This is a genomic window from Acidovorax sp., assembly GCF_046341535.1.
Classification (GTDB): Bacteria; Pseudomonadota; Gammaproteobacteria; order Burkholderiales; family Burkholderiaceae_C; genus Acidovorax.
The window spans coordinates 1-14,849 of sequence record NZ_JBKDRI010000007.1 but is presented as its reverse complement, the minus strand read 5'-3'; the positions used below and the strand labels follow the sequence as shown (position 1 = coordinate 14,849).

Below are 14,849 nucleotides of genomic sequence, written 5' to 3'. Positions count from 1 at the left end.
TGCGTATTCCGATGAACGTGACCGCTGATTCCGGTCATCGTGACCGATTCAGGTGTTGCGCGGTTTGATTTTAGGTTTGGGTGGGGTTGAGGGTCATTTTTCCTTTCTCGATGGTTTGTTGAAGATTTTTATCAGGCCCCTGCCAGGGCGCCGGAGGCACCCCCCGATCAGGCATGTACTCATGCTTGATCCTGCCCAGTGGCACCGCTGCTTGAGCACTCGACCTCTTTGCTGGCTGCGCTGGCTGTGGCCCGCAAACCAGTTTTGGCTTTTGTCTGAGTGCCTTTGCGCAGCGACTCTCCGGTGAGCGTGAGCCGGTGATGGTTTTGCATCAACCGGTCCAGCATCGCATCGGCCACCGTGGCGTCGCCTATCCACTCGTGCCAGTGCTCGATGGGCAACTGGCTGGTGATGATCGTTGCCCGCGTGCCCGCACGGTCGTCGATGATCTCCAGCAGATCGGCCCGCGTTTGCGCATCCATGGCCACCATGCCCCAGTCGTCCAGCAGCAGCACGTCGGTGTTCTTGAGCGCATCCAACCAGCGCGTGAAGGTGCCATTGGCGTGCCGGATTCGCAGCTCCTCCCCAAGCCGGGGCACGCGCTGATAACAGGCACTGTGGCCGCGCCTGCAGGCGTGCTGCGCCAACGCACAGGCCAGCCAGGACTTGCCGGCCCCGGTGGGCCCGGTGATCAAGATGGCCTGCCCGGCCTGTACCCACTGCCCCAGGACCAGGCTCATCACCGCACTGCGCTCAATGCCGCGCGTGCTGCGACTGTCCAGGTCTTCAATGGCCGCCTGCGGGTATTTGAGTTTGGCGGCTTTGAGCAGCCGTGCACAGCGCCGGTCTTGTCGGCCGTGCACCTCGCGGTCCACCAGCAGAGCCAGCCGCTCTTCGAAGCTCATGGCGGCCATGCCTCCGGTGCGAAGCTGCTGCTCCAGGGCCTGTGCCATGGTCTCCAGTCTGAGGGTGCGCAGCTGATCCAATGTTGTGTTCATCATCATGGGTGTTGACTTTCGTTGAATTCAAAAGGATTCACAGAGAACGCAGTTGCGCTCATTGGTAATAGCCCGCACCACGCACGTGGGTGTGAGCTGGGCTGCTCCACTCGGGCGCGGTGCTGGCTTGCAGCAGATCGCGCCGGTTCACCAAGATGTCGCGGATATGGCTGTACCTGGAGGTGCCCAAGCTGCAGGCCAACACGCAGGCCGCCTCCAGCCGGGCGTCGCCATAACGCTTGCTCAAACTCAGCAACCCCAGGCAGGCCCGGTAGGCGTGTTCGGGATGCTTTTGTCGCTCCAGCATGCGGCGCACCACGGTGGCGCAGGCCACGCCGATGCGCTCACCCCAGTGAATGAGTCGCTCGGGTGTCCACTGGGCCTGGGCTTGATGCCGATCTGGCAGGTGTTCAGTCACGGTGGTAAAGCCACCCTTGTGGGCACAGCGCATGTGGCTGGCCACACGCTTACCGCGGTGCACCACCTCCACGGCGCTGGCGGTGACGCGCAGATCCAATGCCATGCCCACCAAGGCGTGAGGCACGCTGTAGCGGTGGCCCTCGAACTCGATGTGGCTGTCTATGTGCACCCGTGCGGTTTTGAACACCGCCCATTCCCAGGGCTGCTGTGGCAACGCCATCAGGGCCGGGGCATCAATCTCGGCAAACACGCTGGCGCGGCAGCCGGGCAGCTTCTGGAAGGCGCGCTGGTTGAGGTGTTCCAACAAGGGGGCGATGGCGTCGTTGACCTCGTGGACGGTAGCGAACGAGTGCTTGCGCAGCCGCGCCAATATCCAGCGCTCCACCAGTTGCACGCTGAGCTCAACCTTGGCTTTGTCCTGTGGGTGGTAGGCCCGGGCGGGCAGCACCGAGCAACCATAGTGACGGGCAAAGTCCAGCACACTGTCGTTCAGTTCGGGCTCGTAGCGATTGGCGCTTTTGACCAAAGCGCGCGGGTTGTCGGGCACGATGAGTTGGGGCACGCCACCGAAGAAGCTCAACGCCTGCGCGGTGGCGTGCAACCAGTCGCAGGCCGTCTGGCCGGGGGTGGCCAAGGCCAAGCAGTAGCCTGAGGCGCCCATGGCAGCCACGAAGATGTTGGCGCGCTGGCCGTCGAGCAAAGCCACCGTGGGGCCGGCGTAGTCGATGAACAGCTTCTCGCCGGCACGGTGAATTTGTCGCATCGAGCGTTTGAGCCGCTTGGCAAACTGGCGATAGTTCTCGCAGAACTGCGAGTAGCGCCAGGGTTTGACGGGATGCTCGGGGTTGTACTCGTCGCCCACCTGGGCGCAGTATTCCTCCCACAAGAGTGCAAGCGTCATGCCCTTTCGGCGCAGTGCTTGGTGAATGCGGCCGTAGTCGGCCTGAGCGTAGACGTCGCTGGGCCGGGGTGCCGGCAGCAGCCGTCGCTCCAGGGTGGCTTCGTCCATGGCGGCAATGGCTGGCCAGTCCAGCCCAGCGGCCACCGCCAAGCCCACGTATTTGGTGACCACGCCTTTGGAGATGCCCAGGGCGGCCGCTATTTGTTGGTGAGACTGATTACCTTCGAGTTTGAGACGCAGGGCGTCTTTGAGTTTGCGCATGTTGATCCTTAGGGCGGCCATGAAGCTCCTGCAAAAGCAGCACAGCTTCAGGCCTGCCTGAGTTGATTCATGCGCAACACCCGTTGCGGTGTCGTATACCAACGGGCCGGTCACGTTGACCGGAATCCCTGGTCACGTTGCCGGAATCCCCCGGTCACGATCGCCGGAATGACCGGTCACGTTCCCGGAATCAGCGGTCACGTTGGACCGGAATACGCATAATGGCGCGTATGAATCAACTCGACGCCCTAAAGCAGTTCACTACCGTCGTCGCCGATACCGGCGACTTTAAGCAACTGGCGCAATTTAAGCCCCAAGATGCCACCACTAATCCGTCGCTGATTCTCAAGGCGGTGCAAAAGCCGGAGTATGCGCCGCTGCTGCACGAGACCGTAGGGCGGTTCAAAGATCGCCCCCTCGACGAGATCATCGACCACCTTCTGGTTCGGTTTGGCCGCGAGATACTGGCTACCATTCCTGGCCGCGTCTCAACCGAAGTAGACGCCCGCTTGAGCTTTGACACCAGCGCCACCGTCACCAGAGCCGAGCGCATCATTGAGCTGTACGAAGCCGAAGGCATCCATATCAACCGCGTTCTCATCAAGATTGCCGCTACCTGGGAAGGTATCAAGGCTGCAGAGCAACTGGAGCGCAAGGGCATCCACACCAACCTCACGCTGCTGTTCTCGTTTGCCCAAGCTGTAGCTTGCGGGCAGGCCCGGGTGAAGCTGATCTCGCCTTTTGTCGGCCGCATCTACGACTGGTACAAGAGGCAGGCCGGCTCCAGTTGGGAGGAAGCCGCGCGCTCAGGAGCCACCGATCCCGGCGTGCAGTCGGTCACTACCATCTACAACTACTACAAGCGCTTTGGCATCACCACGGAGGTGATGGGTGCGAGCTTTCGCAACGTGGGTCAGATCACCGCGCTGGCGGGTTGCGACCTGTTGACCATTGCGCCCGAGCTGCTGGCGCAGCTGGCGGCCAGCGACGCACCGCTACATCGGGCGCTGGATGCGGATGCTGCCAAGGCCAAGGACCTACCTGCGGTGAACTATGACGAAGCGGGCTTTCGGTTTGCGTTGAATGAAGACGCGATGGCTACAGAGAAGCTGGCAGAGGGGATCAGGGCGTTTGCAGTGGATGCGATGAAGCTGGAAAAGTTGATTCTGGCGGCTTGACGCTTTTTGTCGCGGCTGATTCTTGGTTAGCACGCCCCTACCGTTTTTTTTTTCGCTGGGTTGCGGGTGATGCAGCCTCTTTTTTTGATCTGTCGGGGTGGGTCTGACGGACTTCACTATCTTTACGCTGGTACGGCTGGTGGGGGGGGGCAGGTCATATTGATGGCGGGCGCAACACGACAAATTTCAGTCTGCGCCCTGCTGGCAGTAAGAAGCGTCAATCGGCGCCTTGGCGGTCACTGCGCGTGCTGCGGAATTCAATGCGCTACGGATTCTTTCGGACATCGGTGGCGAGTCAGTTGACGATGCGGTCGCGCATTTCGGTGGTTGCGCTCAATTGTAGCCGTCTTTGATGTTTTGCCCCAGGGGTATCCGCACAGTTGCTGGAATCAGGCTTGGAATGATCGTAGTCCTCTGCCGTACATCGGGGCGCAGTTTCAGACCAGCTGATTGCGAATCGCGTACACAGTCAGCTCGGCGTTGTTTGATAGTTTCAGCTTTTCGAGGACCCGCGCGCGGTAAACGCTCACCGTTTTCGGGCTTAGCATCAGCTCTTCTGCGATCTCGGAAAGTCGTCTCCCAGAGGCAATTTTCACAAGCGTCTGTAGTTCGCGTTCGGACAAGGTTGCGTGCGGAAGCTCGGGGGCCGGCTGCGCCAGGCTGTCGGCAAGCATCTGTGCCACTTCCGAAGTAAGAAACTTGCGTCCCTGAACCACCGTACGTACTGCTTCCATGAGCAGCATTGGATCCCCAGCCTTGTTTGCGTACCCCTGTGCACCGGCTCTCAAGCAGCGAAGTGCGTACTGATCTTCCGGATACATTGAAACGATCAGTACCTTGATGTGAGGATGAGTTTCTCGAACACTGCCGAGCACCTCAAGCCCGTTGCGGCCGGGCATGTTCAGGTCGAGTAGCAGCACGTCACATTCGGCCGTGCGTAGCAGTTCGCGCAACTCGGCATAGCCAGCCGCTTCTCCGGTCACGCAGATATCTGCCGCTTCGACCAAGGTGTCGCGAATGCCGCGACGCAGTATCGCATGGTCGTCGCATAAAACGACCCGGATCAAGTGCGATCTCCTTTGGGTAGTCCCGTACTGACGCAGGTCAGGGGGACGGAAAGTATGACCGAGGTCCCCTCGCCAGGCCGACTGCTGATGTCGATCCATCCTCCGACGGTGCGGGCTCTTTCCTGTAACCCCTTCAAACCGAACGCCCTGGGTTTTTCCAGCATGCCTTGGTCAATGCCCACACCGTCATCGGAAACTTCCATCGTAAGCACGCCTTCCTGATCCGACAGGTCAATTTCAACCTTGCGCGGCTGCGCGTGCTTGGAGATGTTCGTGAGTGCTTCTTGGGCAGTACGGTAAGCAACAAGCTGAACCGAGGCGGCTGCGGGAATTTCATCGCTGCTGCAGGTGAGCTGTACTGGCGTGCCAGTGCGCTGCTCAAAGCTGGAGGCGAGCCACTGCACTGCCGCGACAAGGCCTTCTTCAAGCACGGGCGGGCGCAAGTTCATCATGATTCGCTGGCTAGCGCCAAGCGCATGTTGAAGCATTTCGGTTGCTGAATCCACATGCCCAAGGGTCCCTGTGTCGGTGCTGTGACGACCTATCCACGCCAGGTCAAAGCGGACTGACGTGAGCGCACCGCCGATGTCATCGTGGATCTCGCGCGCGATAGACGCTCGCTCTCTTTCAATCGACAACTGCAGGTGCTCAGCCAGTTCGGCGAGTCGTCGTTCAGACGTCGCCAGGTCAGCCACGGCCTTTTCTCGTGCAAGCCGTGCCTCCTGCACTTCCAAGGCTCGTTCCACAACGTGAGCCAGGCGAGGCATGTCTTCTTTCAGGAGGTAGTCTGCCATCCCCAAACGGATGGCTTCCACCGCCGCAGCTTCGCCGATTGCACCCGAGAGAAGAACAAACGGTGGATGGTGAGGCTTTTTCGCCACACGAGCCCATGCTTCCAGTGCCGTAAAGCCCGGGAGACGGTAGTCTGCAAGCACTACGTCAAAAACGTTCTGATCGATGTGCCACTGAAATTCATCGAGAGAGTCGACTCGAATCATCGAAAATTGAAGCCCGGCTTTCCCCAGCGCACGCACCGTCAGCGCATGATCGGCATCCGAATCCTCCAGATGCAGAATGTCTAGAGATCGGTCGAATGTTTTATGGACCATAAGGGCGTTATCATAGGATACAAATTGGAACAGACAAGTCGTGTTTTTACGGTTGGGGTAGGAGTGTTGGCGTCGTCCAATGGGGTTGATGGCCGCAGTCTGCACGAGCGTCTGCGCAGGAGGTCTTGAAGCTTATGGTTTGGTTTTTTCGCGTGATTTGCTGCTGATGCTGCTATGGAGAAACGATGCAATCGACGCTAACGACATCCGGTGAGCCTGCCGTCCAGGTGCCCATCATGGTGGCGGCAGAGTTACAGGATTCACTCCTGGTGGTTATGCACGACCTGCACCGCCTCGAAGGTTTGTTGAGCCACGCGACGGACAATCTTCTTGAGCGCTTCGGTGAGGCGAACTCGGTGTTGACGGATGCTTTGATCTCCGACAACCCCGGGTTAGAAGCCGCGCGTGCCGCCTTGCGCAGTGCAGTGACCGAACTCCAGTTCCAAGACATGGCCTCGCAATTGATTTGGCACACCACCAAAATGTTGCAGGGATGTGCGTTCCGGCTCGCATCGGAGGCCATGGGTCAGGACGAGGGGGAGGAGGCAGCCCCCTTCGTCGAGTTGGAGCCAGACAGGCCGAATCCTGTGACACAAAGCGAAATGGATGCGGGTTCGGTCGACCTGTTTTGATCTTTCACACCACCGGTTAACCTTTACTTTCAAGTCAGTTGGAGCTACACATGCAATCAATTCTTGCCGTAGATGATTCACCTTCCATGCGAAAAATGGTGGCTTTTACGCTGACCGGTGCCGGCTACCACGTAGTCGAGGCGGTGGATGGACAAGATGCGCTAGAGAAAGCGGAAACCCACAACATCGATCTCGTTTTGGCCGATCAAAACATGCCGCGTCTCGATGGGATCGGGCTCACGCGAAAGCTTCGGGAGCATCCCAATTTCAAGAACATTCCTATCTTGATCCTCACAACCGAGTCGAGCGATCAGATGAAGCAGGCGGGGCGTACTGCTGGCGCTACCGGATGGCTGGTCAAACCGTTTGATCCCAACCGTTTGATCGAAGTCATCCGGAAAGTGATTCGGTAGAACTTTCTTCTCGCACGACCACACAGGAGCCACCATGGCGGATACCCACCAAGAACCATCGGGCGCGGGCGCTGAATTCGACCTCAGTCAGTTCTTCCAGATTTTTTTCGAGGAGGCTGGGGAGAACTTAGATCTGATGGAGCAAATGTTGCTCGAACTGGACCTGAGCAGCGCAAATGACGAGGAGCTCAACGGGATCTTCCGGTGCGCGCATTCGATCAAGGGTGGCGCGGCAACGTTTGGATTTGCGGATGTTGCTGAATTGACTCACCACATGGAGTCGCTTCTAGATCGTTTGCGCCGGCATGAATTGCAACCTATTCCAGAAATGGTGGATGTCTTGCTGGAGTCCGCTGACGCGTCGCGTAGCCTGCTGGCAAGGCATCAGTCTGGTGGGCAGGGAGAGGCAGTGTCTACCGCCGCACTTGTGAGGCGTATCAGTGACTTGGCTGCAGGATTGGTGCACGCGGCAACACCCGCGCCTGCACCTGCGCCAGTTGTCGATGAGCCGCCCCCAAAAGCGCTAGAGCCATCTGGCAAAGTGCGACAGCTTGAAATCGAGGTGGGGCCGTTGGAGCGTTCAGAGCAGGCTGGTGCTATCAAGGAGCTCTTTCGTGATATCGTCGGCCTCGGAACAGTTAAGGACCTGTCTGCATCGTCTGCAGACTTTCGCCTTTTCGCGGTCGAGACTACGTCGACCAACGAAGACCTGCTGGACCTTTTCGCCTTCCATGTTTCGAAAGATCGTGTGCGGATTCGCGATGCGGTGAGTTCGACAGCCCGGTCGGCTGAAAAGGCGCAGGTGGAAAAAGGGGCGGGCGCCTTCGGGGGCGATGCTACCTTTGGCTTTTTTGATGGAGCGCCTGGTGCGCCTCATGAGCAAAGCACGGTCGTGGCCCCTGCTGCGCAGCCAGTCGCGCAGTCGAAGGCCCCAGCCCCGGCCAAGCCTCCAGCCGAACCGAAGTCTGGGGGGCAGGCGCAAATGGAGTCGACCACCATTCGAGTGGACGTCAAGAAAGTGGATCAGCTCATCAATTTGGTGGGCGAACTGGTCATTACGCAAGCGATGTTGGCGCAAAACAGTAGGGGGCTAGACGCTGGCGTCTACCAGCAATTGCTGGCAGGACTCGCAGACTTGGACCGCAACACCAGAGATCTTCAAGAATCGGTGATGTCGATTCGGATGATTCCCATGTCGATCGTCTTCAGTCGATTCCCGCGGATGCTTCGGGACTTGGCCAACAAACTTGGAAAGAAAGTGGAGTTGGTGACTCTTGGCGAGGCGACAGAACTTGACAAAGGTTTGGTCGAAAAAATCACGGATCCTTTGACGCACTTGGTTCGCAACAGTTGTGATCATGGTATCGAGATGCCGGCGGATCGGCTTGCCAAAGGTAAATCCGAGCAGGGAACCATCACATTGGCTGCTTCCCATCAAGGCGGATCAATTGTGATTGAGGTCAGAGATGACGGAAAAGGTCTCTCGCGCGAAAAGATTCTCAGCAAGGCGCGAGAGCGTGGTCTGGAAGTGACCGACCAGATGAGCGACGCAGATGTTTGGCAACTGATATTTGAACCAGGTTTTTCCACAGCAGAGGAAGTCACTGATGTGTCGGGCCGTGGTGTTGGAATGGATGTAGTCAAACGCAACATCGCTGCCTTGAACGGCACTGTCGAAATCGATTCGGCCGAGGGCTATGGCATGAAGGTCTCGGTGCGCCTACCGCTGACCTTGGCGATCATGGATGGGATGTCTGTGGGCGTCGGCGAAGAGGTCTACATCCTGCCGCTTTCGTCCGTTGTCGAGTCGTTCCAAGTGAATTCAGCTGATGTCAGTACTGTTGCGCAAGGTTCGCAACTGGTCAAAGTCCGTGACGAGTATATGCCCGTCATTGCTTTGGAAAAGATATTTCAGGTTCCTAGATTCGACCTTGACAAATCGAGCAACATTATGGTGGTGGTTGAGGCAGACGGGAGTCGGGTTGCTCTGTTGGTAGACGAGTTACTAGGTCAGCACCAGGTCGTGGTGAAAAATCTGGAAACGAACTATCGCAAAGTTCCGAATGTATCTGGCGCCACTATCCTTGGCGATGGCACCGTCGCCTTGATTCTGGACACTGGCGGTCTTGTTCGCCGTGCGCGTCATTAATGAATCCAAGGTGAAAAAGAACATGTCGCCTTCACGAAAGGAAGCACCATGAATGTAGTTGGCAAGACTTCAGATGCTGTATTGGCAGGGGCTCGTGAATATCTTACCTTCCGACTGGATCAGGAAGAGTACGGGATCGATATTCTGAAAGTTCAAGAGATACGGGGATATGAACCCCCAACGCGAATCGCTAATGCGCCGAATTTTATTAAAGGCGTTGTCAACCTGCGCGGCACGATTGTGCCAATTGTTGATATGCGCTTGAAGTTCAATTGTGCGCAGGCAGACTACAACAGCTTTACCGTTGTGATTATTTTGAATTTGCGGAGTCGCGTTGTGGGTGTTGTGGTCGACTCAGTGAGTGACGTGATGGAGCTGACTCCAGAAAGTATCCGAACTGCTCCTGACATTGAGAGTGCAATCGATAATAGCTGCATCCTCGGCTTGGGTTCTGTTGGTGACCGTATGCTGATTCTGCTGGATATTGAGAAATTGATGTCCGGTGTTGACATGGGATTGGCTTCCGCGAGCGAATAGTGGCCTCTGAGCAATTTTCTGAAAAATGGATGAGTCGATCCAAGCTGTTTCTTTCTAATTGTCGCTGCATCGGATTGACTGACAAGTATTGGACTTTCTTCATGGCCCCGATTCCCAATACCTGCAGGAAAGTAAGTAACGGCCATGGCTGATGTCTTCCAAGCTGCTTCCCAGCAAAATCCAGGCCCCCTTGCGCAGGGGCGGGAGTTTGTGTGGACTAACGAAGATTTCGCAAAAGTACAGTCCTTGATTTATCAGCGTGCCGGTATAAGTCTGCATGACGGTAAGCATGCGATGGTTTACAGCCGTCTCTCTAGGCGGTTGCGGGAGACTGGGCATTCGAGCTTTCACGACTATTTGTCTTGGCTTAGTAGTAACGATGGCCCGGAATGGCAGGAGTTCGTGAATGCGCTGACGACGAACCTCACGGCATTTTTTCGTGAGCAACATCACTTTGAAATCTTCGGATCTCTGTTACGTAGTAACTCGGGTAGCAGTTGGCGGGTCTGGTGCAACGCTGCGTCAACGGGGGAGGAGCCTTATTCGATTGTCATGACTGCTTTTGAGTCGCTTGGTAGTAATGCGGCATTCAGACTTGTGGCAAGTGATATTGATTCTCGAGTGCTTGCTACAGCGGCCAATGGGGTGTACCGTCTTGATAATCTTAAAGGTTTGAGTCCTGAACGCTTGCAGAATTTCTTCCTGAAAGGGAAAGGCGACAATTCGGGTATGGCTCGCGTCAAACCCGAATTGCGCAAAGCCATTGAGTTCATGAGTGTGAATCTCATTCGGGATGACTGGCCATTCAAAGAGCCTTTTGATGTGGTTTTTTGTAGAAACGTGATGATTTATTTTGATGCGCCAACTCAGCGCCGTGTCCTTGAAAAGATTCATGCAGTACTTAAGCCAGGTGGTATGCTTTTCGTTGGCCATGCTGAGAATTTCAGCGAGTCGAAGGACCTGTTTACTTTACGCGGTAAGACGGTTTACGAACGCCGTTAAGCCATGACCCTGATGCTCTCTTATTAGCCGCCATGACCAATATTTCTACCGGATTTCCACCTGCGTCCGGCGCTGGTGGCACTGGCACCAGCGAGCGCCGCAGAGCCCCCCGCATTGCGCCGCTCAGCGCAGACATCTATTCGTATGGTAACGGTCCGGCCCGTGAGTCATCTCTGCCCGAACTTAAGGCGAAGCAGCGCAAGTCTGGTGAGGCGTCGTTCTTCTACCTTGACCACCATTTCCAGCACAACGCAGTCAAAGTGTTACCAGGTGAGTATTTCGTTGCGGATGAGAAAATGGTCATCATGACCGTGCTTGGATCGTGCATCGCTGCCTGCTTATGGGACAGTCGTGCGCGCGTGGGTGGAATGAATCATTTCATGCTCCCTGACGGGGATCTTGCGGACGCGTCTGGCCGATATGGATCGTACGCAATGGAACTTTTGATCAACGAGATGCTGAAGCTTGGAGCCCGTCGCGAGACCATGCAGGCGAAGATTTTTGGTGGTGCTCAAGTGATGGCCAATTTCACCACCATGAACGTGGGCGAGCGCAATACAAACTTTGTGCTCAACTACCTCAATACTGAGCGAATTCCAATTGTTTCTGACGACGTACTGGATATTTACCCGCGGAAAGTTGTCTTTTTCCCCGTGACCGGTAGAGCGATGGTGAAGCGTTTAGCGCATGCTCACCCAGAGACTCTTGTCGACCAGGAACTGCGAGGAAATGCCGCTACAGTCGCTAAGTCTACGTCAGGCGGCTCGGTCGATCTGTTTTGAAGAGGTTTAGTTGATGAGCAGGAAAATCCGCGTGGTAGTCGTGGACGACTCAGCGCTGGTGCGAAGTTTGCTGGCGGAAATCATCAATCGCCAATCTGATATGCAGTGTGTTGGCACCGCGAACGATCCGTTGGTTGCACGGGAGATGATACGTGAGCTCGATCCGAATGTGATTACGCTGGATGTCGAGATGCCGCGTATGGACGGCATCGACTTCCTAGGCAGGCTGATGCGCTTGCGTCCCACTCCTGTAGTCATGATTTCCACGCTCACCGAGCGTGGAGCGGAGGTGACCATGCGAGCGTTGGAGTTGGGGGCGGTCGACTTTGTCGCCAAACCTCGAGTTGGTCTTGCAAATGGGCTCAATGAGTTGGCGTCACAGATCGTTGAAAAAATCCGCGTCGCAGCAGTTGCAAGGGTGCGTCGAGCACCAAGCCGCGAGTCACCCGGGACCGCTCCTGGTGCAGTCCAGGCGCCGGCGGTGCCGACGTCACATGCGCTGCTCGGCAGCGTCTCAACAGAAAAGTTGATCTGCATTGGGGCTTCCACCGGCGGGACGGAAGCCATCAAGGAGGTGTTGATGCAGATGCCTGCCGACTCGCCGGCAATTGTGATTACTCAACACATGCCGCCAGGGTTCACCACTAGCTTCGCCGCTCGGCTCAACGGCCTATGCCAGATTACCGTGAAAGAAGCTGTTAACGGTGAGCGGATCATACCGGGCCATGCTTACATTGCCCCGGGTGGAACGCAGTTTCATGTGACCCGCAGTGGCGCCAATTACGTCGCGGTGGTTGATGATGGTCCCGCCGTCAATCGGCACAAGCCGTCGGTCGAAGTGCTCTTCAAATCAGCAGCAGCGGTTGTAGGACGAAATGCCTTTGGGATTATGTTGACTGGAATGGGTAACGACGGAGCAGCGGCCATGCGAGAGATGAAAGACGCTGGTAGTTATAACTATGTGCAAGACGAAGCTACTTGCGTCGTATTTGGCATGCCGAGAGAGGCTATTGCGCACGGCGCAGCCGACGAGGTTCTTCCTTTGGGTCAGATTGCGCCGGCGTTGATTGCCAGACTTCGGGGCAGCCCCGATCGGGTGCATCACCGCATTTGAGGAGCTTTTTGAACGCTAGTTGTGCTCGCGATTTACTGTTGAGGCGACCGATCTCTCGTTTTCTGGGGTGATAACCTATGAGTCTGAAAGGCTGCTCCAGCGCTCGAGTGCTGTCATCAACTCCTCTTCAATTGCAGCCATACGAACAGTTATCAGTGCTGCCTCACTCGGGTTGTCTCGGAATATGTGTCCATCGGCCAGGGATAGCTGTAGCGTGGCTTGTTCATTTTCGAGCTGCTTGATCTCGGCAGGAAGTCGATCAAGTTCCCGTTGCTCCTTGTAGCTGAGTTTTTTTTTGCACCGCTTGTTCGATGGCACTTCGACTTCGGCTTTCGATGGTGTGGACCCCTGGGATGAACCTAGGGTCGTGTCCTTTAATCTGGGGTGGTAATCAAGCTCGCGGTTGTTGACTGACTGAGTCCGCTTGGACTGCTCAAGCCATTCCAACACTCCACCTTCATATTCATTCCAAAGACCATCGCCTTCAAAGGCGATGGTGCTCGTGACCACGTTGTCGAGAAATATTCGGTCGTGGCTCACAAGAAAGACCGTACCGACGTATGAATCTAGCAACTCCTCAAGCAGTTCCAGGGTGTCGATATCTAGGTCATTCGTTGGTTCGTCTAGAACGAGCACGTTGGCCGGCCGAGCGAAGAGTCGCGCGAGGAAGAGACGGTTTCTCTCGCCACCGGACAATGAGCGCACCGGAGAGTGCGCCCGAGCAGGAGAAAACAAGAAGTCCGAGAGGTAGCTTCTGACCTGCTTTCGCTGATCCCCGATTTCGATCCATTCGCTACCCGGGCTAATAAAGTCCTCCAGAGTTGCGTCTAAGTCGATCCCCTCGCGCATCTGATCGAAATACGCCACCTGAAGGTTGGCCCCTTGTCGGATAGTCCCAGAATCTGGCGCAAGTTGTCCCAGAATCATTTTGAGCAGCGTGCTCTTCCCAGAGCCATTCGGCCCGATGAGGCCAACCTTATCCCCTCGAAGAATCGTCCCCGAGAAGCCGCGGACGATGGTCTTCTCCCCGAATGTCTTGGTCACGGAATCGAGCTGCGCAACAATTTTTCCCTGATAGCCGTTGACCCCGCTGGCGGATACATCCATTCGGACGCTACCAACGACATCGCGCCGAGCTTCTCTGCGGGAGCGAAGCTGGTCAAGCCTTCCTATTCTGCTCTGACTGCGGGTTCGACGCGCCTCTACCCCTTTTCTAGCCCACGCCTCTTCTTGAGCGAGAAGCTTGTCGGCCTTCGCAGCGATCACGGTCTCGTGCGCAAGCTGATCCTCTTTTTGCTGTGAGTACTTAGCAAAGTTGCCAGGATAGGATCTCAGGACTCCGCGATCGAGCTCGACAATCCGTGTGGCGACCCGGTCAAGAAACGCTCTATCATGCGTGATAGTGATAACGCTGCCGCTAAACCCGAGCAATAGCTCTTCCAGCCATCCTATGGACTCCAGATCAAGGTGATTGGTGGGTTCGTCCAGAAGCAAGACGTCGGGCCTTGCAACAAGCGCTTGGGCAAGCGCAACCCGTTTCCTGGTGCCACCGGAGAGATCTCCGACCGTTGCGTCTGCCGCTAGGTGAAGTCGCTCGAGCGTCTCTTCGACGCGTTGCTCCCAATTCCAGGCATCAAAAGCCTCAATCTCGGCTTGCAACGCGTTGAGGTCGAGCCCTTCACTGCCGGAAAGGTATAGGTCTCGGAGCGCCTTCACCCGTTCCAACCCTCGCGATACGGCGTCGAACACTGACTCGGACGAATCAAGCAGGGGCTCCTGGGCGACATGGGCAATGCGCATGTTCTGCTGGATGTGCAGAGCTCCTTCATCGGCTCTTGCTAAACCGCCGAGAATTCTAAGCAGAGTCGACTTTCCGGTTCCGTTGCGACCGATGAGTCCCACGCGCTCTCCGCCCTCTAGGGAAAAACACGCCCGGTCAAGGAGTGAGACATGTCCAAACGCAAGGTGCGCATTGATGAGGGAGATGATTGCCATTACGCATTATCCGCCCGCCGGACTAGCGCTGAAGATTGCGCAGCGCGCCTGGTTGGTGGCCCCGCGACACACTCACGACCAAAAAATGGTGCCACTCTGTTTTGCAAGACTCCATCCAGGCGCGGAGCTATCCGTTCCCTACGTCGTCGACCCTGAAAAACCCCCGAAACCCTCATAAACACTGGCCTTCGGGGTGATTGCGGATACCCAAAACTCCCAGTTTTGTTTTCAATAGAGGCAGTTTTCTGGGAGTTCTGCCGTGCTGTTTACCTGCGCCGCCACCGACGATTT

General features: G+C 56.6%; 13 protein-coding genes. 8 read left to right on the top strand and 5 right to left on the bottom strand.

Going from position 1 to position 14,849, the window contains the following annotated elements:
* Positions 1-179 precede the first annotated feature (179 nt).
* Both istB and istA read right to left on the bottom strand, forming a co-directional pair.
* A complete protein-coding gene (istB, locus tag ACK543_RS00325; RefSeq protein ID WP_409940890.1) occupies positions 180-1,004 on the bottom strand; it encodes an IS21-like element helper ATPase IstB in 825 nt (274 codons plus the stop codon).
* A 52-nt stretch (positions 1,005-1,056) separates the two neighbouring features.
* Positions 1,057-2,601 carry an IS21 family transposase gene (gene istA, locus ACK543_RS00320; RefSeq protein WP_409940889.1) on the bottom strand — a complete coding sequence of 515 codons (1,545 nt, stop codon included), beginning with the start codon at positions 2,599-2,601 and terminating at the stop codon, positions 1,057-1,059.
* 209 nt (positions 2,602-2,810) lie between these two features.
* Between istA and tal the strand changes: the two genes are divergently transcribed.
* Positions 2,811-3,758 (top strand): transaldolase, encoded by a 948-nt coding sequence (gene tal / locus ACK543_RS00315; RefSeq protein ID WP_409940888.1) that lies wholly within the window; start codon positions 2,811-2,813, stop codon positions 3,756-3,758.
* Positions 3,759-4,195: 437 nt separating this feature from the next.
* Here tal and ACK543_RS00310 read toward each other — a convergent pair whose 3' ends face one another.
* Both ACK543_RS00310 and ACK543_RS00305 read right to left on the bottom strand, forming a co-directional pair.
* The gene (locus tag ACK543_RS00310; RefSeq protein WP_409940887.1) at positions 4,196-4,825 is read right to left on the bottom strand and encodes a response regulator; all 630 of its coding nucleotides are present in this window, start codon (positions 4,823-4,825) and stop codon (positions 4,196-4,198) included.
* The gene (locus tag ACK543_RS00305; protein WP_409940886.1) at positions 4,822-5,934 is read right to left on the bottom strand and encodes an ATP-binding protein; all 1,113 of its coding nucleotides are present in this window, start codon (positions 5,932-5,934) and stop codon (positions 4,822-4,824) included. The genes ACK543_RS00310 and ACK543_RS00305 overlap by 4 nt, the downstream gene beginning before the upstream one ends.
* Before the next feature lie 185 nt (positions 5,935-6,119).
* Here ACK543_RS00305 and ACK543_RS00300 point away from each other — a divergent pair, with 185 nt between their 5' ends.
* The 7 genes from ACK543_RS00300 (at position 6,120) to ACK543_RS00270 (ending at position 12,563) form a co-directional block, all read left to right on the top strand.
* Positions 6,120-6,566 carry a hypothetical protein gene (locus ACK543_RS00300; RefSeq protein WP_409940885.1) on the top strand — a complete coding sequence of 149 codons (447 nt, stop codon included), beginning with the start codon at positions 6,120-6,122 and terminating at the stop codon, positions 6,564-6,566.
* A 50-nt stretch (positions 6,567-6,616) separates the two neighbouring features.
* The gene (locus ACK543_RS00295; protein WP_409940884.1) at positions 6,617-6,979 is read left to right on the top strand and encodes a response regulator; all 363 of its coding nucleotides are present in this window, start codon (positions 6,617-6,619) and stop codon (positions 6,977-6,979) included.
* 34 nt (positions 6,980-7,013) lie between these two features.
* On the top strand, positions 7,014-9,128 hold the full coding sequence (locus tag ACK543_RS00290; protein ID WP_409940883.1) for a chemotaxis protein CheW: 2,115 nt from the start codon (positions 7,014-7,016) through the stop codon (positions 9,126-9,128).
* Between the two features lie 48 nt (positions 9,129-9,176).
* The gene (locus ACK543_RS00285) at positions 9,177-9,665 is read left to right on the top strand and encodes a chemotaxis protein CheW (protein WP_409940882.1); all 489 of its coding nucleotides are present in this window, start codon (positions 9,177-9,179) and stop codon (positions 9,663-9,665) included.
* A 144-nt stretch (positions 9,666-9,809) separates the two neighbouring features.
* The gene (locus tag ACK543_RS00280; protein ID WP_409940881.1) at positions 9,810-10,667 is read left to right on the top strand and encodes a CheR family methyltransferase; all 858 of its coding nucleotides are present in this window, start codon (positions 9,810-9,812) and stop codon (positions 10,665-10,667) included.
* Between the two features lie 32 nt (positions 10,668-10,699).
* Positions 10,700-11,449: a chemoreceptor glutamine deamidase CheD gene (gene cheD / locus ACK543_RS00275; protein ID WP_409940880.1), complete on the top strand. Its 750-nt coding sequence runs from the start codon at positions 10,700-10,702 to the stop codon at positions 11,447-11,449.
* A gap of 13 nt (positions 11,450-11,462) precedes the next feature.
* Positions 11,463-12,563: a chemotaxis response regulator protein-glutamate methylesterase gene (locus ACK543_RS00270; protein ID WP_409940879.1), complete on the top strand. Its 1,101-nt coding sequence runs from the start codon at positions 11,463-11,465 to the stop codon at positions 12,561-12,563.
* 75 nt (positions 12,564-12,638) lie between these two features.
* Here the strand turns inward: ACK543_RS00270 and ACK543_RS00265 are convergent, their stop codons facing one another.
* Positions 12,639-14,558 (bottom strand): ATP-binding cassette domain-containing protein, encoded by a 1,920-nt coding sequence (locus ACK543_RS00265; RefSeq protein ID WP_409940878.1) that lies wholly within the window; start codon positions 14,556-14,558, stop codon positions 12,639-12,641.
* Between the last annotated feature and the right edge of the window lie 291 nt (positions 14,559-14,849).

What these genes read in the sequence shown, in the direction of transcription:
- istB (WP_409940890.1), bottom strand. Translation starts at nt 1,004, where the DNA reads ATGATGATGAACACAACATTGGATCAGCTGCGCACCCTCAGACTGGAG.
- istA (WP_409940889.1), bottom strand. Translation starts at nt 2,601, where the DNA reads ATGGCCGCCCTAAGGATCAACATGCGCAAACTCAAAGACGCCCTGCGT.
- tal (WP_409940888.1), top strand. Translation starts at nt 2,811, where the DNA reads ATGAATCAACTCGACGCCCTAAAGCAGTTCACTACCGTCGTCGCCGAT.
- ACK543_RS00305 (WP_409940886.1), bottom strand. Translation starts at nt 5,934, where the DNA reads ATGGTCCATAAAACATTCGACCGATCTCTAGACATTCTGCATCTGGAG.
- ACK543_RS00300 (WP_409940885.1), top strand. Translation starts at nt 6,120, where the DNA reads ATGCAATCGACGCTAACGACATCCGGTGAGCCTGCCGTCCAGGTGCCC.
- ACK543_RS00295 (WP_409940884.1), top strand. Translation starts at nt 6,617, where the DNA reads ATGCAATCAATTCTTGCCGTAGATGATTCACCTTCCATGCGAAAAATG.
- ACK543_RS00290 (WP_409940883.1), top strand. Translation starts at nt 7,014, where the DNA reads ATGGCGGATACCCACCAAGAACCATCGGGCGCGGGCGCTGAATTCGAC.
- ACK543_RS00285 (WP_409940882.1), top strand. Translation starts at nt 9,177, where the DNA reads ATGAATGTAGTTGGCAAGACTTCAGATGCTGTATTGGCAGGGGCTCGT.
- ACK543_RS00280 (WP_409940881.1), top strand. Translation starts at nt 9,810, where the DNA reads ATGGCTGATGTCTTCCAAGCTGCTTCCCAGCAAAATCCAGGCCCCCTT.
- cheD (WP_409940880.1), top strand. Translation starts at nt 10,700, where the DNA reads ATGACCAATATTTCTACCGGATTTCCACCTGCGTCCGGCGCTGGTGGC.
- ACK543_RS00270 (WP_409940879.1), top strand. Translation starts at nt 11,463, where the DNA reads ATGAGCAGGAAAATCCGCGTGGTAGTCGTGGACGACTCAGCGCTGGTG.
- ACK543_RS00265 (WP_409940878.1), bottom strand. Translation starts at nt 14,558, where the DNA reads ATGGCAATCATCTCCCTCATCAATGCGCACCTTGCGTTTGGACATGTC.